Source organism: Roseburia zhanii (genome assembly GCF_014287635.1).
In the GTDB taxonomy this organism is placed as follows: domain Bacteria; phylum Bacillota; class Clostridia; order Lachnospirales; family Lachnospiraceae; genus Roseburia_B; species Roseburia_B zhanii.
Window position 1 is genome coordinate 12,986 of record NZ_JACOPH010000002.1, and the last position, 25,043, is coordinate 38,028.

Annotated in this window: 26 protein-coding genes and 1 tRNA gene; 24 read left to right on the forward strand and 3 right to left on the reverse strand. The window is 38.4% G+C overall.

Going from position 1 to position 25,043, the window contains the following annotated elements; translation table 11 throughout:
• Positions 1–10 precede the first annotated feature (10 nt).
• From mutL to H8S17_RS03220, 15 genes are all read left to right on the forward strand, one after another.
• On the forward strand, positions 11–1,996 hold the full coding sequence (gene mutL / locus H8S17_RS03150) for a DNA mismatch repair endonuclease MutL (protein WP_186866212.1): 1,986 nt from the start codon (positions 11–13) through the stop codon (positions 1,994–1,996).
• Position 1,997: 1 nt separating this feature from the next.
• A complete protein-coding gene (miaA, locus tag H8S17_RS03155; RefSeq protein WP_186866213.1) occupies positions 1,998–2,942 on the forward strand; it encodes a tRNA (adenosine(37)-N6)-dimethylallyltransferase MiaA in 945 nt (314 codons plus the stop codon).
• A 33-nt stretch (positions 2,943–2,975) separates the two neighbouring features.
• On the forward strand, positions 2,976–4,280 hold the full coding sequence (locus tag H8S17_RS03160) for a methionine gamma-lyase family protein (RefSeq protein WP_243237957.1): 1,305 nt from the start codon (positions 2,976–2,978) through the stop codon (positions 4,278–4,280).
• A gap of 66 nt (positions 4,281–4,346) precedes the next feature.
• Positions 4,347–5,039 (forward strand): RadC family protein, encoded by a 693-nt coding sequence (gene radC / locus H8S17_RS03165; RefSeq protein ID WP_178052394.1) that lies wholly within the window; start codon positions 4,347–4,349, stop codon positions 5,037–5,039.
• 65 nt (positions 5,040–5,104) lie between these two features.
• Positions 5,105–6,121: a rod shape-determining protein gene (locus H8S17_RS03170; protein ID WP_186866214.1), complete on the forward strand. Its 1,017-nt coding sequence runs from the start codon at positions 5,105–5,107 to the stop codon at positions 6,119–6,121.
• 12 nt (positions 6,122–6,133) lie between these two features.
• A complete protein-coding gene (gene mreC / locus H8S17_RS03175) occupies positions 6,134–6,997 on the forward strand; it encodes a rod shape-determining protein MreC (protein ID WP_178052396.1) in 864 nt (287 codons plus the stop codon).
• Positions 6,998–7,008: 11 nt separating this feature from the next.
• On the forward strand, positions 7,009–7,527 hold the full coding sequence (gene mreD / locus H8S17_RS03180; protein WP_186866215.1) for a rod shape-determining protein MreD: 519 nt from the start codon (positions 7,009–7,011) through the stop codon (positions 7,525–7,527).
• The gene (locus H8S17_RS03185) at positions 7,520–10,375 is read left to right on the forward strand and encodes a penicillin-binding transpeptidase domain-containing protein (RefSeq protein ID WP_186866216.1); all 2,856 of its coding nucleotides are present in this window, start codon (positions 7,520–7,522) and stop codon (positions 10,373–10,375) included. Before mreD ends, H8S17_RS03185 begins: the two co-directional genes overlap by 8 nt.
• 24 nt (positions 10,376–10,399) lie before the next feature.
• Positions 10,400–11,080, forward strand: coding sequence for a septum site-determining protein MinC (locus tag H8S17_RS03190; RefSeq protein ID WP_186866217.1), 681 nt, complete (start codon positions 10,400–10,402; stop codon positions 11,078–11,080).
• 20 nt (positions 11,081–11,100) lie between these two features.
• A complete protein-coding gene (minD, locus tag H8S17_RS03195; protein WP_178052400.1) occupies positions 11,101–11,886 on the forward strand; it encodes a septum site-determining protein MinD in 786 nt (261 codons plus the stop codon).
• Positions 11,887–11,907: 21 nt separating this feature from the next.
• On the forward strand, positions 11,908–12,186 hold the full coding sequence (minE, locus tag H8S17_RS03200; protein WP_178052401.1) for a cell division topological specificity factor MinE: 279 nt from the start codon (positions 11,908–11,910) through the stop codon (positions 12,184–12,186).
• Between the two features lie 23 nt (positions 12,187–12,209).
• On the forward strand, positions 12,210–13,328 hold the full coding sequence (locus H8S17_RS03205) for an FtsW/RodA/SpoVE family cell cycle protein (protein ID WP_186866218.1): 1,119 nt from the start codon (positions 12,210–12,212) through the stop codon (positions 13,326–13,328).
• Positions 13,328–13,723: a methylglyoxal synthase gene (locus tag H8S17_RS03210; RefSeq protein ID WP_186866219.1), complete on the forward strand. Its 396-nt coding sequence runs from the start codon at positions 13,328–13,330 to the stop codon at positions 13,721–13,723. The genes H8S17_RS03205 and H8S17_RS03210 overlap by 1 nt, the downstream gene beginning before the upstream one ends.
• A complete protein-coding gene (locus tag H8S17_RS03215; protein ID WP_186866220.1) occupies positions 13,707–14,702 on the forward strand; it encodes a D-alanyl-D-alanine carboxypeptidase family protein in 996 nt (331 codons plus the stop codon). Before H8S17_RS03210 ends, H8S17_RS03215 begins: the two co-directional genes overlap by 17 nt.
• Before the next feature lie 161 nt (positions 14,703–14,863).
• A complete protein-coding gene (locus H8S17_RS03220) occupies positions 14,864–15,283 on the forward strand; it encodes a twitching motility protein PilT (protein WP_178051423.1) in 420 nt (139 codons plus the stop codon).
• A 71-nt stretch (positions 15,284–15,354) separates the two neighbouring features.
• On the opposite strand, the gene H8S17_RS03225 is transcribed toward H8S17_RS03220, so the two are convergent.
• A complete protein-coding gene (locus H8S17_RS03225) occupies positions 15,355–15,567 on the reverse strand; it encodes a DUF378 domain-containing protein (protein WP_186866221.1) in 213 nt (70 codons plus the stop codon).
• A gap of 163 nt (positions 15,568–15,730) precedes the next feature.
• Here H8S17_RS03225 and H8S17_RS03230 point away from each other — a divergent pair, with 163 nt between their 5' ends.
• The 8 genes from H8S17_RS03230 to H8S17_RS03265 all read left to right on the forward strand — a co-directional run bounded on the left by H8S17_RS03230 (position 15,731) and on the right by H8S17_RS03265 (position 22,441).
• Positions 15,731–17,122, forward strand: coding sequence for an HlyD family efflux transporter periplasmic adaptor subunit (locus H8S17_RS03230; protein WP_186866222.1), 1,392 nt, complete (start codon positions 15,731–15,733; stop codon positions 17,120–17,122).
• A 16-nt stretch (positions 17,123–17,138) separates the two neighbouring features.
• A complete protein-coding gene (locus H8S17_RS03235; protein ID WP_186866223.1) occupies positions 17,139–17,831 on the forward strand; it encodes a YggS family pyridoxal phosphate-dependent enzyme in 693 nt (230 codons plus the stop codon).
• A gap of 17 nt (positions 17,832–17,848) precedes the next feature.
• Positions 17,849–18,364, forward strand: a complete 516-nt coding sequence (locus H8S17_RS03240; protein ID WP_186866224.1) for a cell division protein SepF — start codon at positions 17,849–17,851, stop codon at positions 18,362–18,364.
• A 9-nt stretch (positions 18,365–18,373) separates the two neighbouring features.
• The gene (locus H8S17_RS03245; protein WP_186866225.1) at positions 18,374–19,129 is read left to right on the forward strand and encodes a YlmH/Sll1252 family protein; all 756 of its coding nucleotides are present in this window, start codon (positions 18,374–18,376) and stop codon (positions 19,127–19,129) included.
• Between the two features lie 14 nt (positions 19,130–19,143).
• Complete coding sequence (aroB, locus tag H8S17_RS03250; RefSeq protein ID WP_186866226.1) at positions 19,144–20,238, forward strand: 3-dehydroquinate synthase; 1,095 nt, start codon at positions 19,144–19,146, stop codon at positions 20,236–20,238.
• A gap of 39 nt (positions 20,239–20,277) precedes the next feature.
• The gene (gene lspA, locus H8S17_RS03255; RefSeq protein ID WP_186866480.1) at positions 20,278–20,808 is read left to right on the forward strand and encodes a signal peptidase II; all 531 of its coding nucleotides are present in this window, start codon (positions 20,278–20,280) and stop codon (positions 20,806–20,808) included.
• Between the two features lie 2 nt (positions 20,809–20,810).
• Positions 20,811–21,728 carry an RluA family pseudouridine synthase gene (locus H8S17_RS03260; RefSeq protein ID WP_186866227.1) on the forward strand — a complete coding sequence of 306 codons (918 nt, stop codon included), beginning with the start codon at positions 20,811–20,813 and terminating at the stop codon, positions 21,726–21,728.
• An 80-nt stretch (positions 21,729–21,808) separates the two neighbouring features.
• Entirely contained in the window at positions 21,809–22,441 is a 633-nt protein-coding gene (locus H8S17_RS03265) for a cytidylate kinase-like family protein (RefSeq protein ID WP_186866228.1), read from the forward strand.
• Positions 22,442–22,554: 113 nt separating this feature from the next.
• On the opposite strand, the gene dtd is transcribed toward H8S17_RS03265, so the two are convergent.
• The gene (dtd, locus tag H8S17_RS03270) at positions 22,555–23,004 is read right to left on the reverse strand and encodes a D-aminoacyl-tRNA deacylase (RefSeq protein ID WP_178050383.1); all 450 of its coding nucleotides are present in this window, start codon (positions 23,002–23,004) and stop codon (positions 22,555–22,557) included.
• Between the two features lie 209 nt (positions 23,005–23,213).
• Between dtd and H8S17_RS03275 the strand changes: the two genes are divergently transcribed.
• Positions 23,214–23,286: transfer RNA gene (locus tag H8S17_RS03275), tRNA-Thr, on the forward strand.
• Between the two features lie 224 nt (positions 23,287–23,510).
• Here the strand turns inward: H8S17_RS03275 and H8S17_RS03280 are convergent.
• Entirely contained in the window at positions 23,511–24,968 is a 1,458-nt protein-coding gene (locus H8S17_RS03280; RefSeq protein WP_186866229.1) for a methyl-accepting chemotaxis protein, read from the reverse strand.
• Positions 24,969–25,043: the final 75 nt, after the last annotated feature.

The following is a 25,043-nucleotide window of genomic DNA, read 5'->3' on the forward strand; positions in this document are numbered from 1 at the left end:
GGAAAAACCTATGGCAGAAATCGCATTATTGAATCAGGAAACGATCGATAAGATCGCAGCAGGAGAAGTGATCGAACGTCCTTCTTCTGTTGTTAAAGAACTTGTAGAAAATTCTATTGATGCCGGTGCAACTGCTGTGACCGTTGAGATCAAAGAAGGTGGTATCTCTTTGATCCGCATAACAGACAATGGTTCCGGCATAGAAAAAGAGCAGGTATCTTTAGCTTTCTTGCGCCATTCAACAAGTAAGATCCGATCCGTAGAAGATCTCCTGTCTGTTTCTTCTCTAGGTTTCAGGGGTGAAGCACTTTCTAGTATTTCAGCCGTTGCACAGGTAGAACTGATCACGAAAACCGTATCCGACATTACCGGTATCCGTTATGTCATTGAAGGATCGATAGAAAAAGAGAAAGAGGAGATCGGTGCACCGGACGGTACCACATTTTTGGTAAAAAATCTGTTTTATAATACCCCTGCAAGGAAAAAATTCTTAAAAACACCACAGACAGAAGCAGGATATATCAGTGCTTTAGTAGAACGGCTTGCCTTATCCCACCCTGATATTTCTTTTAAACTGATCGTAAATAACCAGACAAAACTGCATACTTCCGGCAATTCGAATCCCAAAGATGTGATCTATCAGATCTACGGCAGGGATATCACTTCCTCACTGATCGAATTAAATGCCAAGACAGATTTGTTTGAAGTGAGTGGTTTTATCGGAAAACCGGTGATCTCTAGGGGAAACCGGAACTTTGAGAATTATTTTATCAACGAGCGGTATATCAAAAGTTCGCTGATTGCAAAAAGTATCGAAGATGCATACAAAAACTTCCTGATGCAGCATCAGTATCCGTTCTGCGTACTATATTTTACCTTTGACGGAAAATTATTAGATGTCAATGTGCATCCAACCAAAATGGAGCTTCGTTTCAGTGAAAATGAAGGCATTTATCAGACCTTATATGACTGTATACATGAAAAACTGCTGCATCGTGACCATATCAAAGAAGTATCCTTAGAGGAGAAAAAAGAGAAAGTAATGGCAGCTGCGGTCAAAGAACGTCTGCCGGAACCATTTGAAAAGAACCGCTTAGAGAAATTAAAGCAGTCCATACGCAAAGATTCTCCTTATGAACCAAAATATCCGGATATCAGACGGACAGAACCGGTATCAAACCCTGCTGCCAAGCAGACCAAACCAAAAGATGTGTCTACGGCTGCCACGCAGACAGAACCAAAAGACATGCATACAGCTTCCACACCACAATCCCCGCTGTCTACATCTGTGCAGACAGATGCGGCATCACTGGTACAGCCAGCTGTACAAACGGCACAATATGCACCGCCAGAAGCCAGACAGCAGTATGTACAGGAAGAATTACAATACAACGGAAAATTTCTATCCGAAGCATCCAAAAAGCAGCATAAGATCATCGGGCAGGTATTTGATACCTACTGGCTGGTAGAATTTGACCAGAAACTGTTTATCATCGACCAGCATGCAGCACACGAAAAAGTGCTCTATGAAAAGACCGTCCGCTCCTTAAAAGAAAAGGAATATACCACGCAGATGATTTCCCCGCCATTGATCTTAAGTTTAGATGTGCAGGAAATACAGGCACTAGAAAAATTCAAAGAACATCTTCAAAACTTCGGATTCCTGATCGAACCGTTTGGCGGGAAGGAATATGCAGTCTGCGGTGTACCGGGCAATCTGTTTAACCTTGATGCAAAGCAGATCTTATTAGAGATTTTAGACGATGCAGATGAGATCCAGAAAGTTTCTACACCGGATCTTGTCTTAGAAAAAATTGCCTCCATGTCCTGCAAAGCAGCCGTAAAGGGCAATGATGTCCTAACAAGGGCAGAAGCAGAAGCTTTGATCTCTGAACTATTAGAACTTGAAAATCCGTATTTCTGCCCACATGGCAGACCAACGATCATTTCGATGAGCAAATATGAATTAGAGAAAAAATTCAAAAGGATTGTATGATATGAAACAGCCATTGATAATATTAACCGGTCCTACCGCAGTAGGAAAAACCGATCTTTCTGTGAAATTAGCCAAAAAGATAAACGGTTCTATTATTTCTGCAGATTCCATGCAGGTATATAAATATATGGACATTGGTTCTGCGAAGATCATGCCCGAAGAAATGCAGGGGATTCCGCATTATCTCATTGACGAACTGATGCCGGAAGAAGAATTTAATATCGTTTTGTTCCAGAAACTTGCAAAACAGTATATGCAGGAAATCTATGCACATGGCAGAATCCCAATTTTCGCTGGTGGAACGGGTTTCTATATCCAGTCCGTTTTATATGATATTGATTTTTCCAAAGAAGATGCATCTGCAGAGATCAGAAATGAATTAGAAGCCTTTGCAAAACGTGAGGGCAATCTTGCACTTCATAACCGGCTTTTATCCGTTGATCCTGTTTCTGCAAATGCCATTCATCCAAATAATGTCAAGCGTGTGATACGGGCACTTGAATTTTACCAGCTAAACGGCTATGCCATTTCAGAACATAACAAAAAAGAACGGCAGAAAAAATCCCCTTATAATTTTGCTTACTTCGTATTAAATGATGAGAGAAGCCGCCTCTATGAAAGGATCGAACAGCGGGTAGATAAGATGTTAGAGTGTGGGCTTTTAGACGAAGTAAAAAAATTAAAGGCTATGGGCTATCATAAAGATATGGTGTCCATGCAGGGACTTGGATATAAAGAACTGCTTGCCTATTTAGACGGCGAGATCACCTATGATGAAGCAGTCTATATTTTAAAACGAGATACCAGACACTTTGCAAAACGCCAGCTTACTTGGTTCCGCAGGGAAGATGACGTAATCTGGCTGAATAAAGATGAATATTCTTATCAGGAAGATCAGATTTTAGAAAAAATGATCACGATCCTAAAAGAGAAAAAAATCTTATGATCATTACCACATTTAGAAAAGAGGATATAACAGATGAGTTACAACGAAACCATGCAAAAACAATACGAGCAGTTAGGAATCTGCAGGGAAGTATATGAATTTGGCAGCAGGATAGAAGACCGCTTAAAAGAACGTTTTCAGAAATTAGATGAAACTGCTGAATTCAATCAGGCAAAAGTACTTCATGCGATGCAGGAGTTAAGAGTATCGGCAGAATGTTTTAATATGTCAAGCGGTTATGGTTACAATGACCTTGGAAGGGATACCTTAGAAGCTGTTTATGCAAAATGTTTCCATGGAGAAGATGCACTTGTACGTCCACAGATCACCTGTGGAACCCATGCGCTTGCACTTGCATTAATGTCCAACTTACGTCCGGGAGATGAACTGTTATCTCCGGTCGGAAAACCATATGACACCTTAGAAGAAGTGATCGGTATCCGCCCATCAAAAGGCTCCCTTGCCGAATATCAGATTTCTTACCGTCAGGTAGACTTATTAGCAGATGGCAGTTTTGATTACGAAGGGATAAAAAATGCGATCAACGAAAAAACAAGATTAGTAACGATCCAAAGATCCAAAGGCTATGCCGTCCGTCCGACTTTATCCGTCAAACGGATCGGTGAGCTGATTTCTTTTATCAAAGGGATCAAGCCAGATGTGATCTGCATGGTAGACAACTGCTATGGTGAATTTGTAGAAGATAAGGAGCCATTAGAAGTTGGTGCTGACATGATCGTCGGTTCCCTGATCAAAAACCTTGGCGGCGGCTTAGCCCCGATCGGCGGTTATATCGTCGGTAAAAAAGAATGTGTGGAAAATGCAGCTTACCGTCTGACTTCACCGGGACTTGGAAAAGAAGTAGGTGCGTCCCTCGGTGTGATCCAGTCCTTCTATCAGGGACTATTTTTGGCTCCGACTGTTGTAAACAGTGCCTTAAAGGGTGCGGTCTTTGCAGCAAATATCTATGAAGCATTGGGATTTGACGTGCTCCCGAACAGTACAGAGAGCAGACATGACATTATTCAGGCAGTAACTTTCCACAATCCGGATGCGATGATTGCTTTCTGCAAAGGGATTCAGGCAGCAGCCCCGGTAGATTCCTATGTAACACCGGAACCATGGGCAATGCCGGGATATGACAGTGACGTTATCATGGCAGCAGGAGCCTTTGTACAGGGTTCTTCCATAGAACTTAGTGCAGATGGACCGATCAAGCCTCCATATTCTGTTTATTTTCAGGGCGGCCTCACATGGTATCACGCAAAAACCGGTATTTTGATGTCTTTGCAAAAACTTTATGAGCAAAATCTTGTTAATAAGGATTTGATGTGTTAAAATAATATGAATGATTTTGGGACGAATATCCATAATTCTACAGGTAGAGAGTAGAAAGGATCTTTCATGTACCATCATTATACTGTAAAAGAATTACCGGAATCCGAAAAGCCGGACGAGAAATGTCTGCGCTTAGGGCCGGAATATTTATCTGACGCTGAACTGTTAGCAGTTATTATCCGTACTGGAACAGCAGGGAAAAAATCTATCGAAGTAGCACAGGAGATCTTAAACTGCAAAGAAAAGAATCTTTTGAATCTCTATCTTATGAGTCTGAAAGAATTAACAGAGATTCCGGGGATTGGGACAGTCAAGGCTGTCCAGTTAAAGTGCCTTGCAGAGATCACAAAACGCATGACAAAAGCAACAAGAGTTCACAATATCTCACTAAACAGTGCCCACTCTGTTGCAAACTACTATATGGAAGAACTCAGGCATGAGGATAGGGAAAAACTGCTGTTATGTATGTTTGATTCTAAATGTACCTTACTGCGGGATGAGGTGATCTCCATCGGAACGATCAATGCCTCGCTGATCTCGCCAAGGGAAATCTTCAAACAGGCATTTATGCATCAGGCTGTCTATATCATCCTTTTGCATAATCATCCAAGCGGGAATCCGATGCCAAGCCTTCAGGATAAAATTGTGACCAGAAAAATACAGGAATGCGGAGATTTATTAGGGATCTCTTTGTCAGATCATATTATCATAGGAGATAACCAGTATTTCAGCTTTAAAGAGAAGAATCTGTTGCATTAGCAGATGTAAATTACTATTCACAGGACATCTGCGGACGCTAACGGTCGAAGGGAGAATATAAAATAATGAACAACAATATTTATGGTATCGATTTAGGAACCTGCAATATGAAAGTGTTCTGCAAATCAACCGGTAAAATATTAAACGAGAAAAACACGATTGCAATCGTCAATAAGAACCAGCTGTATGCATATGGTGATGCAGCATATGCCATGTATGAAAAAGCACCGGAGAATATCAACGTGACTTTTCCAATCGTAAATGGTGTGATCGCTGACTTTAATAATGTACAGACGATGATCTTTGACTTTTTAGAAAAACATGTCAAAGGCAAGATCCATGGTGCCGAATATATCGTGGCTGTTCCTACAGATATCACAGAAGTAGAAAAAAAGGCATTTTTTGATTTATTCTATAAGAGCAAAGCAAAGCCTAAAAATGTCCTTCTCTGTGAAAAACCGATCGCAGATGCAGTCGGCTTAGGCTTAGATGTGAATGAACCGACAGGTGTGATGATCGTTGATATCGGTGCAGATACCACAGAGATCTCTGTGATCTCCTTAGGTGGTTTAGTGCTAAGTGATCTTTTGCATTTTGGCGGCAATCGTATTGATGAATCCATTATCAGCCATATCAAACGTACCTATAATCTTGTGATCGGTCAGAAAACTGCAAAATCCTTAAAGGAGAATTTAGGCAGCGGACTTCCGGGAAGAGAAGAGGGTATGGTCATTGTCGGCAGGGATCTTGTCAGCGGACTTCCGATTGAATTAGAAATAAATGCACAGACTGTGTATGAAGCAATTAAAGACAACTTAAATTCCATCTGCAATTCGATCAAGATGATCTTAGAGAAAACACCTCCTGAGGTAGCAAAAGACATCATCCATGCAGGTATTTATATCACAGGCGGCGGTTCTAAGATCCAGAACTTAGACGAGCTGTTCACCCAGATCACAAATATCCGTGTCAATACCTGTGAGAATCCGGAAGAATCAGTTGTCCGTGGTTTAAATAAAATTGTTTCCGATGAAAAATACAAACGTTTGACATTTAATATGAAAACAAGAATTTTGAGATAATCGAGGTATTTTATGAAACGGAAATCAAAATTTAAGATTCCATCTAAATATATACTGATGTTTTTATCTGCAGTATGCGGAATTGCAATCTATGTCAGTTTTACAATGAACCTTTCCGGTGGACCGTTAAATACCGTTGCCGGTTACGTATTTGTACCCATGCAGCGGGGAATCAACTATGTGGGAAGTTTCCTGATTGACAAAGCGGATAACCTGAAAAATCTCAAATCCGTTATGGCTGAAAATCAGGAATTAAAAGCACAGGTAGACGCACTGACATCCGAATTAAATACCATCAAACTAGAGCAGTATGAACTTGATAATCTGCGTGAGCTTTTAGCCTTAGACCAGAAATATCCAAGCTATGAGAAAGTTGCTGCTAATGTGATCAGTAAGGATACCGGCAACTGGTTTTCTGTATTTACGATCGATAAGGGCAGTAAAGATGGTATTGAAACCGATATGAATGTCATTGCCGGCAGTGGTTTAGTCGGTGTTGTCACAGATGTTGGTCCGAATTATGCAAAAGTCCGTTCGATCATCGATGATACCAGTAAAGTCAGTGGTATGCTGACAACAACTTCCGATGGCTGTATCGTGCATGGAGATTTGCAGGAAATGAATGAAAACCAGAACATCTTATTTACAGATCTGAAAGATTCTGATGACAAGGCTGCCGTAGGCGATCCTGTTGTTACATCCTATATCAGTGATAAATATGTGCAGGGTATTCTGATCGGATATATCAACACCTTAGAAGTAGATTCTAACAATCTGACGAAATCAGGTACACTAACCCCGGCAGTTGATTTTGAACATATTCAGGAAGTTTTAGTGATTTTAGATAAAAAAGACTCTGGTGAAACGAAAAAATAATGGAGGACGTTATGAAGCGTAAGATTATTGTGATCCTTACTGTTATCATCTGTTTTTTATTGCAGAGTACCATATTCAAGTTCCTTTCCTTTGCATCCATTTCGCCAAACCTTCTGATCATTGTCACATCTTCCTTTGGCTTTATGCGTGGAAAAAAAGAAGGAATGGTGATCGGATTTTTCAGCGGTCTTCTGATCGATATTTTCTATGGAAGTGTGATCGGATTGTATGCGCTGCTTTATATGTATGTAGGTTATACAAACGGACTTTTCCGAAAAATGTTTTTTCCTGAAGATATCAAACTGCCGATGATCTTAATTTCAGCAAGTGACGTGATCTGTAACCTTTTCGTTTATTTTTTCCTGTTCTTATTCCGCAGGAAGTTTGCATTTGACTATTATCTGATCCATATTATCATACCGGAATTAGTATACACGATCTTAGTAACGATCTTTTTATACTTCATTCTGCTTAAGATCAATCAGAAACTGGAAATGACAGAAAAAAGGAGTACTGGTAAATTTGTTTGATTCAATAAAAGATTTTTTAGTTAATTTCTTCAAATCCAGATTATTTGTACTGACCGTTGTCATGGTAATCCTTTTTGGAATTCTCATACAGCGGGTATTTGTGCTTCAGATCATTGATGGAGAAAAATACTTAAATACTTACACCTTAAAGATTGAAAAAGAACGGGAATTGAAAAGTACCCGCGGAAATATCTATGACAGAAATGGGAAGCTTTTAGCATACAACGAACTTGCTTATACGATTACGATCGAAGATAATGGAAGTTATGATACGACAAAAGAGAAGAATGCTTCTATCAATCATGTTTTAGAGCAGATCCTTATAAAATTAGACGCAAATGGTGATTCCATTGATAATAACTTCGATATCACAATGGAGGATGATGGTAGTTATTCTTTTAATGTGGAAGGAAAAACATTACAGCGTTTTTTAGCAGATGTATATGGCCATTCCTCCGTTGATGACCTTGATTACAACAAAAAACTTGGTTATAATGAGGCTGAAGCTACTGCCAAACAGGTCATGGACTATCTGCAGAATGATAAGAAATTTGGCATCACCGGACAATATACCGGTGATATGGCATACAGGATCACTGTCATCCGTTATGCCATGTCTGAAAACAGTTACCAGAAATATATCGCAACCACGATCGCAACGGATGTCAGCGAAGAAACAGTTGCCTATGTCAGCGAAAATGCAGATATCCTGCAAGGTGTGGAGGTTGCAGATGATACGATTCGCCGTTATGTAGACAGTAAATATTTTGCCCAGATCATCGGTTATACCGGTAAGATCTCACAGGAAGAATATGAAATTCTTTCACAGAAAAGTTCCGAATATACCTTGACAGATGTAGTCGGAAAATCCGGTATTGAACAGTATTTAGACTTGACACTTCAGGGAACAAAAGGTTCTGAAACCGTCTATGTCGATAACCTTGGTAAAGTCATTGAAACAAAAGAGCGGATCGAACCGACAGCCGGTAATAATGCTTATCTTTCAATCGATGCAGATTTGACAAAAGCAGTATATGATCTGTTAGAGCAGGAAATTGCAGGTATTGTATATGATAAGATCAAAAATGTAAAAAATTATGATGCATCTGCGGAGAGGAAAGCTTCGGATATTATCATTCCGATCGATGATGTCTATTATGCACTGATCGAGAACAATGTTCTGGATATGTCACATTTTTCCGATGACGGAGCAAGTGCATCAGAGCAGTCTGTTTATTCTGCATTTGTATCTAAACAGCAGTCTGTCCTCTCAAACATACAGTCTGAACTGGTTGCAGAAACTCCGGTAGTATTTGGCTCTTTAGACAGCGAAATGGAAGACTATGAATCTTATATCATCAATATGTTAAAAGACGAGAAGATCCTCGCCAAAGATAAGATTGATACACAGGATGATACTTATAAACAGTGGGCAGATGGCACGATCAGTTTAAAAGACTACTTAAATTATGCCATTGCCAAAAACTGGATTGATATTACGCAGTTTACCGTAGATGAAAAATATTCTGATTCCACTGAAATATATGATGCTTTACTTTCCTTTATTCAGGAAAAAGCAGCAGATGACGATGCATTTTCAAAAATCATATACAAATATATGATCCATCAGAATCTGATCGGTGGTACACAGCTTTGTCTGATCTTATACGATCAGGGCATCTTAAAATATGATGAAGCACAGGTTGCCGCATTGACATCCGGCAGTATATCGGCATATAATTTTCTACGTGAGAAGATAAAATCATTAGAGATCACACCTGCACAGCTCGCACTCGATCCATGTTCTGGTTCCTGTGTCGTAACCGACGTGAAAACCGGCGAAATACTCGCACTGGTATCTTATCCGGGTTATGACAATAACAGGCTGGCAAATACTGTAGATGCCAAATATTTTGCAAGCATCACAAATGATCTGTCGAACCCACTGTATAACTATGCTACACAGGAGCGTACTGCACCGGGTTCTACATTTAAAATGGTAGCAGCCACTGCAGGACTTGCTGAACATGTCATAGATACGACAACACAGATCTTAGACGAAAGACAGTTCACCCGTTTAGAAGAAAATGGTCCAAAGTGCTGGATCTATCCTTCCAGCCATGGTCTGATCAATGTATCTGAAGCAATACGGGATTCGTGTAACTATTTCTTTTATGAAGTCGGTTACCGTTTGAGCATGAATAATAATGTCTATAATGAGAAAAAAGGTATTGAAACCATTCAGAAATATGCATCTATGTATGGTCTGAATGATACAACCGGAATCGAGATACCGGAAAATACCCCACAGGTAGCTGATGAATACCCGATCACCGCATCGATCGGACAGAGTAATAATAACTATACTACAACACAGCTTGCACGTTATGTAACGGCTGTTGCCAATAAAGGAACTGTATACAATGAAACCCTGCTCAAAGAGATCCGTAGTTCGGATGATGAAGTCTTAGAAACCTTTGCTCCGACTGTAAAGAATACTGTTGACGTATTAAACGCAGAACAATGGGATGCCATCCATTCCGGTATGCGTATGGTTGTTGAGAATTTAAGTGTATTTAAGGATTTCCCGGTTGCCGTTGCCGGAAAAACAGGTACAGCACAGCAGGTAACTACCCGTGCAAACCATGCATTGTTTGTCGGATTTGCACCATATGATAATCCGCAGATCTCTGTTGTGACCAGAATTGCTTATGGTTATACCTCGCATAATGCAGCAGATGTATCAAAGGATATTTTGTCATATTATTTCAAAGAGCAGAGTGCAGAAGAATTACTTAACGGACAGGCTAAAAATGTAAATGGCAGTTCAAACACCTTTACAGACTAATTAATGTAGTAACAGGAGGTCAATATGTCACAACCGGTCATTATCAAAAGCAATAAATATGGCATAAATCTTATCTTAGATCCAGATGTTCCTTTTCAGGAACTGCTTAGATGTATCGCAGATAAGTTTTTAGAATCTGAAAAGTTTTTCAAAAATGCCCGTATGGCAATCTCTTTTGAAGGCAGACAGCTTTCAGAAGCCGAAGAGTGCCAGATCTTAGATAGCATAGCACAAAAGACAAGTATTCACATTGCCTGCATCATCGACAATGATGAAGTCAGGGAACAGTATACAAAGCAGAAGTTAGACGAATGCCTATCGGCAGAATCCGGAAATGTCGGACGTTTTTATAAAGGAACACTCCGTTCCGGACAGGTATTAGAATGTGAAACAAGTATCATCATTATCGGAGATGTAAATCCGGGAGCAAAGATATTATCTACCGGAAATATTGTGATCTTAGGTGCATTAAAAGGAACTGCTTATGCAGGCGCCTCGGGAAATGAAGCATGTTTTGTAGCAGCCTTAGACATGAATCCGGTTCAGATAAAAATAGGTAATATTATTGGCAGAAGTGAAGATAAGGGCATTCTTGCTTCCATACGAGAACGCAAAAAAGTAGCAGCAGAACCACAGGTAGCTACCATATCAGATGGTCATATCCTGATCGAGCCAATTACGAAAAATACATTTAATAATATTTAATTTTCAGGAGGATTTGAAACATGAGTGAAGTAATTGTAATTACATCTGGTAAAGGCGGCGTTGGTAAGACAACCACAACTGCTAATGTTGGTACCGGATTAGCACAGCTTAACAAGAAAGTTGTATTGATCGATACAGATATAGGACTTAGAAACTTAGATGTTGTTATGGGACTTGAAAACAGGATTGTCTACAACTTGGTTGATGTTATAGAAGGCAACTGCCGCATCAAACAGGCATTGATTAAAGATAAGAAATATCCGAATCTTGCATTACTGCCTTCTGCACAGACAAGAGATAAGACTTCCGTTACACCGGAACAGATGAAAAAACTAACAGATGAGTTGCGGGAAGAGTTTGATTACATACTCTTAGACTGTCCGGCAGGCATTGAACAGGGATTCCAGAATGCCATTGCAGGTGCTGACCGTGCATTAGTTGTCACAACACCGGAAGTATCTGCAATCCGTGATGCTGACAGGATCATCGGTCTGTTAGAAGCAAATGAGATCAAACAGACACAGCTTATCGTCAACCGTCTGCGTATGGATATGGTAAAACGCGGCGATATGATGACAGTAGAAGATGTATGTGAGATCTTAGCAATCAATCTGATCGGTGTTGTACCAGATGATGAACAGATTGTAATTTCTACTAATCAGGGTGAACCGCTTGTAGGTTCCGATGCTTTAGCAGGAAAAGCTTATGCTAACATCTGTAGAAGGATCATTGGTGAAGAAGTTCCATTCTTGGATTTAGAGAAAAAGGCAAATGTATTTGCAAAACTTGCAAGCCTGTTCAAATAAGATGGATCGTAGGAGGATAAAATGTCATTAGCGGACTTTTTTAGGAAAAAAAGCTCCGGTGATGTAGCGAAAGACCGCTTAAAATTTGTATTGGTATCTGATCGTGCAAATTGTTCACCGGAAGTTATGGAAAAAATTAAAAATGATATTATTCAGGTAATATCAAAATACATGGAGATTGATGCAGAAGGACTTGATATTCAGATCACACAGACAGAATCTGAAACAGATAATGGAACAGTACCTGCATTATATGCAAATATTCCGATCAAGGAACTACATCATTCTACCAGAAAATAAAAAGGTGATAGGACAAACTATTTATGCTGAAACAATATAAATTGAAAAATTACAATTTCAGATTAGTGCTGTATGTCATTGCCCTCACGTTTGTTGGCATTCTTGTCATCGGAAGTGCAAAGGAATCTGTACAGAATAAACAGATCTTAGGTCTGTTTCTGGGGATCATTGCAATGATTACCGTTTCCATGATGGACTATTCCTTTTTGCTCCGTTTTAGCTGGATCTTTTATATATTTAATATTTTATTATTAGTACTTGTAAAGTTAATGGGAGAAGATGCAGGCGGTGCTACCAGATGGGTGGAAATAGCAGGTATCCGTTTCCAGCCATCTGAACTTTCAAAGATCATCATTATTTTGTTTTTTGCATATTTTTTTATGAAGCATCAGGAAAATCTAAATACCATAAGGGTTTTAGCCGCATCATTTATACTGATCGGTATACCGTTAATTCTGATCAAAGCACAGCCGGATCTTTCAACAACGATCGTAACCGCACTGCTCTTTGTTTCACTTTTGTTTATTGCCGGCTTGAATTACAAGATCGTGCTTAGTGTATTAGCCATCAGCATTCCGGCAGGACTTTTATTTATCAGCCTGATCTTACAGCCGGATCAAAAGATCTTAGATCCTTATCAATATAGACGTATTATGGCATGGTTAGAACCTGAAAAATATGCAGATGCCGCATACCAGCAGTTAAACTCCAAAATGGCGATCGGTTCCGGTATGTTATGGGGAAAAGGTCTGAATAACAGCCAGATCACTTCTGTAAAAAACGGTAACTTTATTTCTGAACCGCAGACCGATTTTATTTTTGCAATCGTCGGGGAAGAATTAGGATTTGTTGGTTCTGTAATCGTTATTTTGTTGTTGCTTTTTATTGTTTTGGAGTGTATATTTATGGCTAGAAAAGCAAAAGATTTGTCAGGAAAACTCATTTGCTGCGGTATGGCATCTTTAGTTGGTTTTCAGGGATTTGTCAATATCTGCGTTGCAACAGGTCTAATGCCAAACACCGGATTACCACTTCCATTCGTCAGTTATGGGCTGACCTCTTTGATTTCTTTATTTATGGGCATTGGCTTTGTCCTGAATGTAGGTTTGCAACCTAGAAAATACGGAATGGGGGACACATAATGAATATTGGTTTAATCGCACACGATTCAAAAAAGAAACTGATGCAGAATTTCTGCATTGCTTATCGTGGAATACTTTGTAAAAATGAATTATTTGCAACTGGAACTACAGGACGTCTGATCGAGGAAGTAGCGAATCTCTCTGTGCATAAATATTTAGCGGGACATTTAGGCGGTGCACAGCAGCTTGGTGCACAAATTGAACATAATGAAATGGATCTTGTGATCTTTTTACGTGACCCGCTGACACCTAAATCACATGAACCGGATGTCAACAGCGTTGTACGGTTATGTGATACGCATAATATTCCTCTTGCAACAAACCTTGCAACCGCAGAGTTGTTGATCAAATCATTAGACAGAGGAGATTTAGAGTGGCGTGAAATGTATAAATAAAAAAAATATCTGTTTATTATTACTGCTTTGTACGCTGATATTTTCTGGCTGTGGCAAGACTGTAGAGAGTGTGACATTCTCCAATGCATATGATATCTATGAAACATCGAAAAAATATCAGCTGATCTCTACAGAAGATACTTCGCTGCATGGGGCATTGCCATATTTTGCATCAAATAATTGTGTTTCCGATGGTAAGGATCTAGGCACAGATAGCACCTCTTCTTATGTTGCCGGTGCTTCAGGTGTATTTAACCTTACAACAAAAGATGTTCTCTATGCCCAAAATATTTATGCCAAAATGTATCCGGCAAGTACGACGAAGATCTTAACCGCATATGTTGCCTTAAAATATGGTGATCTAAACGGTATATATACAGTCAGTGAGAACGCAGCTGATCAAGCGAGTGATTCTTCGGTCTGTAATCTGAAAGCAGGAGAACAGCTTTCCTTACAGCAGTTATTGTATGGCCTGCTTCTCCGAAGTGGAAATGATGCAGCGATCGTTATTGCAGAAGGAATATCCGGTGATGTTTCCTCATTTGCAGAATTGATGAATAAAGAAGCGAAAATGCTTGGTGCAACAGATTCCCATTTTGTCAATGCAAACGGTCTTCAGGATGAAAACCATTATACGACAGTTTATGATCTGTATCTGATCTTTCAGGCTGCGATACAAAATCCTACATTTGTTGACATCATACATACTACTGAATATACGGTAGATTATTTAGATCCAAACGGTATGTCGATCCAGCAGGTATGGACTAGCACAAATAAATATCTGATGGGAACAGAAACTGCACCTGATGGGATTACTGTGATCGGAGGCAAGACCGGTACGACAAATGATGCTGGTTACTGTTTGGTATTGCTTAGCAATAATGCCGCAGGAGATCAGATTGTTTCAATTGTTATGAAAGCAGACTGCAGGAACAATTTATATTATTATATGAATGAGTTGTTACGGCAGGCATAAATTACAGAGAACAGTTCACAGAAATCCTGTGAACTGTTATTTATTTTGTCACAATTATACGGATTTATAGTTGAATTTTCGCTCAATTTCTAATATAATATAGTTATTAAACAGAAAGGATCACATATCCTTTCACAGACAGAAAACAGGAGGAAATTGCTATGGTTCAAATTATTGCAGGGGAAAAAGGAAAAGGAAAGACAAAATATCTCTTAGAGAAAGTCAATGCAGCTGTAGCAGCAGCAAATGGTAATATCGTATATCTTGATAAGAGCCGGAAACATATGTATGAACTGAATAATAAAGTCCGTCTGGTCAATGCAACAGATTATCCGCTTACGAATTGTGATGAATTTATGGGATTTATTTGTGGAATCATCTCTCAGGATAATGATTTAGAAGAATTATATTTAGACAGTTTCCTCACGATCGCAAATGTAAAAGATGGTGAGATCTGCTACGCTATCGAGAAATTAGATATAATCAGTGAAAAATATAACATCAAGATCGTACTTAGTATTTCTAAGAATGAAGCAGATCTTCCTGAATGTGCAAAAGAGAAGATTGTGATTTCCCTGTAAGTATAAGATCGTACATACAAATGAGCCTTCAGGAGGAAGATTCCTGAAGGCTTTTTCTAAATGAATATCTGTTATGCCTGATCGATGCTTCGGATTCTTCCATAAGCACTTAACAGATATAGTCCACTGATTCCGACAAGTGCATAGATGATCCGTGAAAGCCATGACATATCACCGAACAGAAATGCAACTAAGTCAAACCGGAAGAATCCGATCAGTCCCCAGTTAACCGCACCAATGATGACTAATGTCAGTAATGTATAATCTAAGCCTTTTGAATTCATAAATCATACCTCCTTTTTCTTCAATTAGTATTCCTGCATAAAATAATCTTATACAGGCAGTATTCTTTTTCAAATTTTTTCCAGTTGTGCTTTATAGGATTGTTTTCTAACCCAAATGATGGTACAATAGAATTTAAGATTGAAACAATAAGGCGGTATCATTGTGGCAAAGAACAAAAAAATAGTTCGTTATCGAAAACCTTTTCATCTGAATATCGGATTGATCATTTTTGGAATCATCTTTATATATATGATGTTTTATGTATTTTCCTATTTTACATCGACACATACCTCTGTATATGAAGTCATTCATGGAACAATTGCGATCAATAATTCGTATACCGGACTTGCTTTACGCAGTGAAACCATTGTTCCTTCTGATTATGCGGGAGATATTAATTATTATGTAAAAGATGCCTCCAAAGTAGGCGCAAATGATCTGATCTATTCTGTTGATACAGATGGTTCAATATCTAAACAGATCAATTCTGCCAATGAAGATGCCTCGTTTTTATCAAAAGAAAACCTTGATAAACTCCAGAACAGTATCTCAGATTACTCCACAAGCTACCAGAGTGAATCTTTTTATGAAGTATATACTTTTAAAAATGATTTAAATGCAGAATTATCAGAAATTCTAAGCGTCAGTGCGTTAAATTCGATTACGGATTCTGTCGCAGCTGCAGAGAGTAATGCCACCTTCCATAAAGGAAATGCGATTCGTGACGGCGTTGTCGTCTACTACACAGATGGTTTTGAATCTGTAACAACAAAGGACTTCACATCTGCTATGTTTGACGAATCCCTGTATTCAAAAGTCAATCTAAAAGACCGGACAACGATCAATGCTAATGATGCAGCATACAAACTGATCACAGATGAAAATTGGAATCTGATCATACCAGTCACCGAAGATACAAACCGGCAGCTTTTAGATGCAAAAACAGTGCGTATAAAATTCAAAAAAGATAATACGATAGTGCGTGTTCCTTTTTCTACAGTAGAAAAAGATGGTGTGACATATCTTATCTTAAACTTGTCAAATTCCATGATCCGTTTTGCGAGCGACCGCTATATCGAAGTAGAAATATTATTTGACGAAGAAACAGGACTTAAAATTCCTAATTCTGCCATTTCTAAAAAGGATTTCTTCACTGTACCGATGGAATACTTCCAAAAAGGGAACAATTCCAGCCAGAATGGGATCATGATAAGAAAAACAAGCAAAAATGGCAAAACTGTAGATACTTTTATCACACCAAATATTTACTTTGCAACCGAATATGAGTATTATATTGATGGTGAAGAAATCGATGATGGTGACATTGTTTTAAAACCTAACTCAAGTGATACTTATACGATACATGATACTGCCAAGTTAGAAGGCATCTATTGTATCAATAAAGGCTATGCTGTATTTAAGCAGATCGATATTATCTATCAGAATGCCGAATATTCCATTATCAGAAACGGGACAGACTATGGTGTTTCATTATATGACCATATTGCATTAGATGGTAATACCATTATAGAAAATGCGATCATCAATGAATAAAAAAAGAGGTAAAGATATGTTAGCAGAAAATCTAAAACATGTAGAAGACAATATCCAGACAGCCTGTGACAAATGCGGGCGCAAGAGAGAAGAAGTAACTTTAATCGCAGTCAGCAAGACCAAACCGGTATCGATGCTTTCTGAAATCTATGACTGCGGTATCCGTGATTTTGGAGAAAATAAAGTACAGGAGATCTGTGAAAAACGTGAACAGCTTCCGGCAGATATCCACTGGCACATGATCGGACATTTACAGCGTAACAAAGTAAAATATATTGTACCCGATGTAGAACTGATCCATTCTGTTGATACCTATCGTCTTGCAGAAGAAATCAATATTCAGGCAAAAAAAATCAACCGTATCGTTCCGATCTTAATCGAAGTAAATGCCGCAAATGAAGAATCAAAGTTTGGCATTGCGCCGGAAGAAACCTTACAGTTAGTACAGGAAATTGCAAAATTAGACAACATCACGATCAAAGGTCTTATGACAATTGCTCCATATACTGAAAATCCGGAAGAAAACAGACCTTATTTCAAAAAAATCAAGGAATTATCTGTTGACATCGCAAAAGAAAACATTGATAATGTATCTATGGATATGCTCTCAATGGGTATGACAGGCGATTACATGGTCGCTATTGAAGAAGGTGCCACTCTTGTACGTGTTGGGACAGGCATTTTCGGAGCAAGAAATTACAATAAATAGTTAGGAGATTTACTTTCATGGGAGTACTTGATAAATTTTTAGATGTTATGCGTTTGAATCCAGAAGATGAGGACGATGATTTTTACGATGATGATTTTTATGATGACGAACCACCTGTCACCAGAAAAAGTTCCCGCAAGGACAAAAATGATGATTATGACGAATCACATTCTATAAAAGAAAAACCGGCAAAACAGGCACAGAAGATTACACCTATGCGTCCTGCAAAAAGGCAAAGTGCAGGCGGTATGGAAGTATGTGTGATCAAACCAACCTCCGTAGAAGATGCAAGAGAAATTGCAGAAACTTTACTATCTAACCGTGCAGTTGTATTAAATGTAGAAGGATTAGATGTTGAAATTGCCCAGCGTATCATAGATTTTACATCTGGTTCCTGCTTTGCAATCAGCGGTAATCTACAGAAAGTTTCTAATTACATATTTATTATCACACCTGCATCGGTCGATATTTCAGGAGATGTTCCAAATCTGCTTGACTCTTTGAATTCTTCTGGACTGCATTTGGATTTATAAAGGAGTATTATGGAGCATCAGGATGAGCTTCTTCTAAAGAAGCGATTCATAGATCTGTCAAGATCAGCTAACCGCAAAAATATTGTTACATTCAGTAACTTTTTAAATCTTAATGAATTAAATCTGTTTCATCAGGTCAAAGCCGATATGGAAACTGCCTGTCAGCTTTCCGGTGGATATGAGAATGCAGAGCGTCAGATGATAGCCTTTATCCCTGATGCTCTTTATTATGACTGGGATTTTCCAATCGTATGCCTGCACTTTACACCTGCTTATCCAAAATATGCCGAAGAATTGACGCATCGGGATGTTTTAGGTGCTTTAATGAATCTTGGCATTGAGCGGGCAAAAATTGGAGATATCCGCTTAGACCCTACCGATTATTATGTCTTTGCATCAGAAAGTATTTCTGATTATATTTTAGATAGCCTTGCGCAGATCCGTCATACGATCATTCGTGGAGAAGTGGCAGATACCGCTTCTTTACATATTGAGCAGAAATATTCCATTTTAGAAGGCGTTGTTGCTTCTGACCGGCTTGATAATGTGATCGCATTTATCACCAAAAGATCCAGGAGTCAGAGCGTTCTTTTGATCCAGTCACAGAAAGTTTTTGTCAATGAACGGATTGTCTCTTCCAATGCGTATGACTGCAAATCCGGTGATGTGATCTCCATTCGCGGTTTTGGAAAATTTATCTATGAGGGCAGCAGTGGAGAAACCAGAAAAGGACGTACGAAAATCACAGTAAAAAAATATATTTAACAAGGAGAATTGACATGTCAAAAGCAATTACCGTTTCCTATGAAGGAAATCCATGTTATGAGATTGTATTAGAACAGAATTTTGAGCAGCTGATAGGAGAAATCAAAAAAATCGGTTATACTCCTGATCAGAAAATCTGCATTGTTACCGATTCTAATCTTGGCAGACTGCATTTAGCAGAAATAGAAAAGATTTTTAAATCCTATTTCCATACTGTTAGCTCTTTTTGCTTCCCTGCCGGCGAGCAGAGTAAAAATCTGGATACTGTTCAAAAATTATATCAGGATTTGATAATCAATCATTTTGACCGCCACGACATCATGATTGCTTTTGGTGGAGGAGTTGTTGGTGATCTGACAGGTTTTACGGCTGCTACTTATCTAAGAGGCATTGATTTTATCCAGATCCCGACATCATTATTATCACAGGTAGACAGCAGTATCGGTGGCAAAACCGGTGTAGACTTTTCACAGTATAAAAATATGGTTGGTGCTTTCTATCAGCCAAAACTTGTCTATATGAACCTTTCCCTGTTACAGACACTTCCAAAAGAACAGTTTGTATCTGGTATGGGTGAGATATTAAAACATGGTTTAATTAAATCAGCATCTTATTTTTCATGGATGAAGGAGCATTATACAGCAATATTGGCATTAGAGCCAGATGTGATTGAAGAAATGGTTTACCAGAGCTGTCTGATTAAGCGGGATGTCGTTGAACGTGATCCGAAGGAAAAAGGCGAACGGGCATTGCTTAATTTCGGTCATACGATTGGTCATGCAGTTGAAAAGCTGTCTGACTTTCATTTATACCATGGACAGTGTGTCAGTATTGGAATGGCTGCCGCATGTCACATTTCTAAAGAAGCCGGTAATATCACAGATACAGAATGCGAAGATATCTTAAATACCTTTACACAGTTTGGTCTGCCGATTTCTGCAGAACAGTTAAAAGCAGAAGATATCTTATCCATCAGTAAATCCGATAAAAAAATGGTTGCCGGCAAGATCAAATTCATTTTATTAAGATCCATTGGTGATGCTTACATTGAACAGGATTTAACAGATGATCAGATCTTAGATGGAATCCATTCCATTATCCATGCTTAAAAATGATTGAAGAATAGAGGTGCATATACAATGAATCAAATGTCTGCTAGACATATCAAACAGCTTGTTGTTGGACTACTGTCTGCGATCCTGTTGATCGTATTAGATCAGGTCACAAAACATTTGGCTGTATTACATTTAAAAAAAGCTTCTTCGTTTTCCCTGATACCGGAAGTGTTTGAATTATCCTATTTAGAAAATCATGGAGCTGCTTTTGGAATATTACAAGGGCAGAAGACATTTTTTGTCACAATGACAGTGATCGTTTTGATCATTTTGATTTTTTTATATATACGTATTCCTGATACAAAACGTTATACCTATATGCGTCTGATCCTGATTCTTTTAATTTCAGGTGCGATCGGCAATTTTATAGACAGATGCCTGTATAATTACGTGATCGATTTCTTTTATTTAAAACTGATCGATTTTCCTGTATTTAATGTGGCAGATATCTATGTGACGACAGCCGCAGTTCTTCTGATACTTTTATTTATTTTCTATTATAAAGAAGAAGACATTGATCTACTGATACAAAAACTTCAATTCTGGAAAAAGAAAGAGCACTGATCATGGAAGAACAATATACATTAGTGACAGAAACAGGGATCAATGGTATCCGTTTAGATAAATATTTGTCTGACAGACTGCCAGATGCTATCACACGTTCATTTCTTCAAAAACTGATCAAAGAAGAACAGGTGACTGTTGATGGCAAATTACAAAAAGCCAATTACAAATTAAAACCAGAACAGACAATACAGATTACGATACCGCCGGCAGAAGAAACAGCGATTCTTCCGGAAGATATTCCACTTGATATTTTATACGAGGATAATGACCTTCTCATTGTCAACAAGCCAAAAGATATGGTGGTTCATCCATCTGCCGGACATTATACCGGCACTTTAGTCAATGCAATCATGTTTCACTGTAAAGAAAGCCTTTCCGGTATCAATGGAGAAATCCGTCCCGGTATTGTACATCGTATTGATAAAGATACGACCGGTTCGCTTATCATCTGTAAAAATGACGAAAGCCATTTAAAGATCGCAGAGCAGATCAAAGAACACTCTGTAAAGCGGATTTATCGTGGAATTGTATCCGGAACCTTGAAAGAGTCCGAGGGGACAGTAGAAGGTAATATCGGAAGACATCCCATCGACCGCAAAAAGATGGCACTCGTTACAAAGGGTGGGAAACCTGCCATTACACATTATAGAGTGCTTGAGCAGTTTAAGAATGCCGCTTATATGGAATTCCGCCTAGAAACCGGCAGAACGCACCAGATTCGTGTCCATATGGCTAGTATCGGACATCCGCTGCTTGGTGATACTGTCTATGGAAATGCAAAAAATCCATATAAATTAAATGGTCAGACGCTGCATGCCATGACGATCGGCTTTATACATCCGACAACAGGAGAGTACTTAGAAGTATCTGCGCCTATACCGGAATATTTTAATGCTTTAATCAAAAAATTGCGCTAAAATTTTTCATTTGTCTATACTTTTCAGAAAAAATGACTTATAATATATACTATAATAAGAAAAGTAAAGGTGGGATTTACATGAATAATCATATTTATACAATCGGTAGAGAATTTGGCAGCGGCGGTAAAGATGTTGGTGTTGCACTTGCAAAACGATTAGGTGTGAAATGTTACGACAAAGAATTATTAGCAGAAGCTGCAAAAGAAAGCGGTTTTTGTGCTGAAATCTTTGAAAACCATGATGAAAAACCAACCAACAGTTTTTTATATTCTTTAGTCATGGATACATATTCTTTTGGTGGTTATTCTTCAGCACCATTTTTAGATATGCCATTGAACCACAAAGTATTCTTAGCACAGTTCGATGCGATCAAAAAAATCGCCGAAAAAGAACCTTGTGTCATTGTCGGCAGATTTGCAGATTATGCTTTAGCAGACAATGAGAACTGTCTGAACATATTTATCCATGCAGATTTAGACTACCGTATTGCAAGGGTTTCTAAAAATCTTGATCTGACAGCTAACAAAGCTAAAGATGCCATTGTAAAAGCTGATAAACAACGTGCAAGTTACTATAACTATTATACCAGCAAAAAATGGGGAGATTCTAAAAGCTATCATCTGACTTTAGACAGCAGCCGTATCGGTATTGAAGGTTGTGTTGATCTGATCTTAACTTACCGTGAACATATGAATAAAATGAAAAAATAAATTTCAGTTATCATTAGAGTTCGCAAGATTTACAAAAGTAAGAGCGTACCAACTATTCGCAAAAGACAAGTTTAACGAATAGTTGGTGTGCTCTTTACATGAGATGACTTATATTACATCAATTCCTTTGAATCTAACATAATTGTAAACGGTCCATCATTCTCTAACTCAATCTTCATATCTGCCCCAAATATACCTCTTTCTACGATGATTCCGGTCTTTTTACATTCCGAGATGATATATTCATACAGTTCATTTGCATATGCCGGCGCACCTGCATGAACAAACGAAGGACGATTTCCTTTTTTACAATCTGCATACAATGTAAACTGAGATACTAATAACAGACTTCCGTTTACATCTTTTAATGCAAGATTGGTCTTTCCATCTGCATCTTCAAAAATCCGAAGACCGGTCATTTTGCGGATCAGTTTATCTGCAATCTCTTTTGTATCTTCATTTGCAATGCCGATAAAAACCAGAAACCCCTTTTGTATCTGTCCTGTTATATTATGATCTACGGTAACCTTTGCTTGGTTGACTCTTTGTATTAAAAAACGCATATTCTTAAATTCTCCTTAATCCTTGGTATTTGAATTTCCATCATGCACTGGCTAAAACACCGCACCATGGTACAATCATGAAAAATTATAGCATACTTTTTTCTATTTTTTAATACTTCAAAAAATTATTTTGAATTTTGAATTATTTTCAAAAAATGATTGCAATATCCTATAAAAATATGTATAATATAAAAGTGTGGTTGACACATGCCGATATGGCTCAGTTGGTAGAGCAACGCATTCGTAATGCGTAGGTCGTCGGTTCGAGTCCGACTATCGGCTTATCTGATAAAGATACCGTAGCATATATATGTTATGGTATTTTTTTGTTGTATAGCAAAAGCAGGCTGACTTTCTGTATCCTTCCCGTTTACTCTACTAGAGCAGATTAGGAACTTTCATTCATTAGTGATGCGCACCACAAGATGCATATAAAAAATGGAAGAATCCATAATACAGATTCTTCCATTTTTTATAAAATTCTATTATTGTTCTTACCTGCTTTACTAGGCATAACTTCTCAAATCATCTACGATCGCATAAATAGATTCTAACAGACGATGGAACTCTGCCATAGCTGCTACCGCTTCTGCGGATGTTTCTACACCTGCAGTTGAACTTGCTGCAACTTCCTCACTGGCTGCGGAAAGCTGACTTATATTTTCAGCGATCACGTTTGTACTATTGATGATCTCCTGCATCATCTGTTCCGTTCTCTCAATGATCTCTGTTAATCCACGTACTTCTTCATCAATCTTTAAGAATTTCTCCTGACTGGTATCGATCATCTCATTTTGCTGTTCTAAGGAAACAATCGTATCTGATACATTCTTGCTTGCACTGTCTGCAAACACATTTAATTCCTGAATGATATCTGTAATCTTGTTACTGGCATCTTTTGTTTCTTCCGATAAGGTACGGATCTCTTCTGCTACAACTGCAAATCCCTTTCCAGCCTCTCCTGCTCTTGCTGCTTCGATTGAAGCATTTAATGCTAACAGGTTTGTCTGGGAAGAAATGCTTAAGATGGCACCAACGATATCCTGTACTTCTACGACTTTACTGGTAAGCTGTTTCGTACTTTCTACGGTTACCCTGCTGGCTTCTTTTACATTTTCTGCCTGTGTCTTTAACTGACGGATCAGTCCGACACCTTCGGATACATTTTCGATCGTCCGCTTCGATGCTTCGATCATTCTGCCAGTTTCCTGTTCTACCGTATCGGAACGCTCCTGAATCTCAGAGCACATCATTGCCTGATGCTGGATAGACTCTGCGGTACTTTCGGTACTGTTTGCAATATCATTCATCGATGAATTGCTCGTATCAATACTCTCTGCCACTTTTGCTATAGAAGTCTTACTCTCGTCAAAATGTTTGATCAGATTATCTGCTACCAACAGCATATTCTTAGAACTTTCCTGATCTTTTTCAACTACAGTCCGGATCGTCTGGATATTCTCATGGTCAAACTGATGTAACAGCCGGACTGCCATAATAGAGCTAAAGGATGACATACCCATTGCTATCACAGAAATGACAACCTCATCTATACTGATATTTCCACTGCTTAGAAATCTAACAATACGGATGATCATAGGAATGATAAAGATCAGATTTACTCCGATTATGATCTTTTGATTCAGATAGATCATACAGATCAACATGATTGGAAAAGCATTTGCATATGTGTAATAAGATGTTCCAACGATCATATTAACTGCAAAAGATATTCCCATTGTTGACAGCATGATAATCGCACCTGTCTTCGTATCTCCTTTGGTAAAAAAAGTGACCAATACTACAATAAAGCATACAATATTGAGTATAAGCTGAAAATAAGTTGCACCGATGCCTTTCCCTTCTAAAATTACTCCCACCATCATAAATACCATATAACCTAATAAAATCAGGATTACCGGTAAAGCATGACGGTTCGCTCTGCGATATTGTTCATTTGTCATAAAAAACTCCCTTCTTTCGTATCATATATTATCATTATAGTACTATTCTTATCATAATACAATGTTTTTGTCAGC

Bases quoted from the DNA above. Each gene is read 5' to 3' on its own strand.
- mutL (WP_186866212.1), top strand. From the start codon at position 11: ATGGCAGAAATCGCATTATTGAATCAGGAAACGATCGATAAGATCGCA.
- miaA (WP_186866213.1), top strand. From the start codon at position 1,998: ATGAAACAGCCATTGATAATATTAACCGGTCCTACCGCAGTAGGAAAA.
- H8S17_RS03160 (WP_243237957.1), top strand. From the start codon at position 2,976: ATGAGTTACAACGAAACCATGCAAAAACAATACGAGCAGTTAGGAATC.
- radC (WP_178052394.1), top strand. From the start codon at position 4,347: ATGTACCATCATTATACTGTAAAAGAATTACCGGAATCCGAAAAGCCG.
- H8S17_RS03170 (WP_186866214.1), top strand. From the start codon at position 5,105: ATGAACAACAATATTTATGGTATCGATTTAGGAACCTGCAATATGAAA.
- mreC (WP_178052396.1), top strand. From the start codon at position 6,134: ATGAAACGGAAATCAAAATTTAAGATTCCATCTAAATATATACTGATG.
- mreD (WP_186866215.1), top strand. From the start codon at position 7,009: ATGAAGCGTAAGATTATTGTGATCCTTACTGTTATCATCTGTTTTTTA.
- H8S17_RS03190 (WP_186866217.1), top strand. From the start codon at position 10,400: ATGTCACAACCGGTCATTATCAAAAGCAATAAATATGGCATAAATCTT.
- minD (WP_178052400.1), top strand. From the start codon at position 11,101: ATGAGTGAAGTAATTGTAATTACATCTGGTAAAGGCGGCGTTGGTAAG.
- minE (WP_178052401.1), top strand. From the start codon at position 11,908: ATGTCATTAGCGGACTTTTTTAGGAAAAAAAGCTCCGGTGATGTAGCG.
- H8S17_RS03205 (WP_186866218.1), top strand. From the start codon at position 12,210: ATGCTGAAACAATATAAATTGAAAAATTACAATTTCAGATTAGTGCTG.
- H8S17_RS03210 (WP_186866219.1), top strand. From the start codon at position 13,328: ATGAATATTGGTTTAATCGCACACGATTCAAAAAAGAAACTGATGCAG.
- H8S17_RS03220 (WP_178051423.1), top strand. From the start codon at position 14,864: ATGGTTCAAATTATTGCAGGGGAAAAAGGAAAAGGAAAGACAAAATAT.
- H8S17_RS03225 (WP_186866221.1), bottom strand. From the start codon at position 15,567: ATGAATTCAAAAGGCTTAGATTATACATTACTGACATTAGTCATCATT.
- H8S17_RS03235 (WP_186866223.1), top strand. From the start codon at position 17,139: ATGTTAGCAGAAAATCTAAAACATGTAGAAGACAATATCCAGACAGCC.
- H8S17_RS03240 (WP_186866224.1), top strand. From the start codon at position 17,849: ATGGGAGTACTTGATAAATTTTTAGATGTTATGCGTTTGAATCCAGAA.
- H8S17_RS03245 (WP_186866225.1), top strand. From the start codon at position 18,374: ATGGAGCATCAGGATGAGCTTCTTCTAAAGAAGCGATTCATAGATCTG.
- aroB (WP_186866226.1), top strand. From the start codon at position 19,144: ATGTCAAAAGCAATTACCGTTTCCTATGAAGGAAATCCATGTTATGAG.
- lspA (WP_186866480.1), top strand. From the start codon at position 20,278: ATGTCTGCTAGACATATCAAACAGCTTGTTGTTGGACTACTGTCTGCG.
- H8S17_RS03260 (WP_186866227.1), top strand. From the start codon at position 20,811: ATGGAAGAACAATATACATTAGTGACAGAAACAGGGATCAATGGTATC.
- H8S17_RS03265 (WP_186866228.1), top strand. From the start codon at position 21,809: ATGAATAATCATATTTATACAATCGGTAGAGAATTTGGCAGCGGCGGT.
- dtd (WP_178050383.1), bottom strand. From the start codon at position 23,004: ATGCGTTTTTTAATACAAAGAGTCAACCAAGCAAAGGTTACCGTAGAT.
- H8S17_RS03280 (WP_186866229.1), bottom strand. From the start codon at position 24,968: ATGACAAATGAACAATATCGCAGAGCGAACCGTCATGCTTTACCGGTA.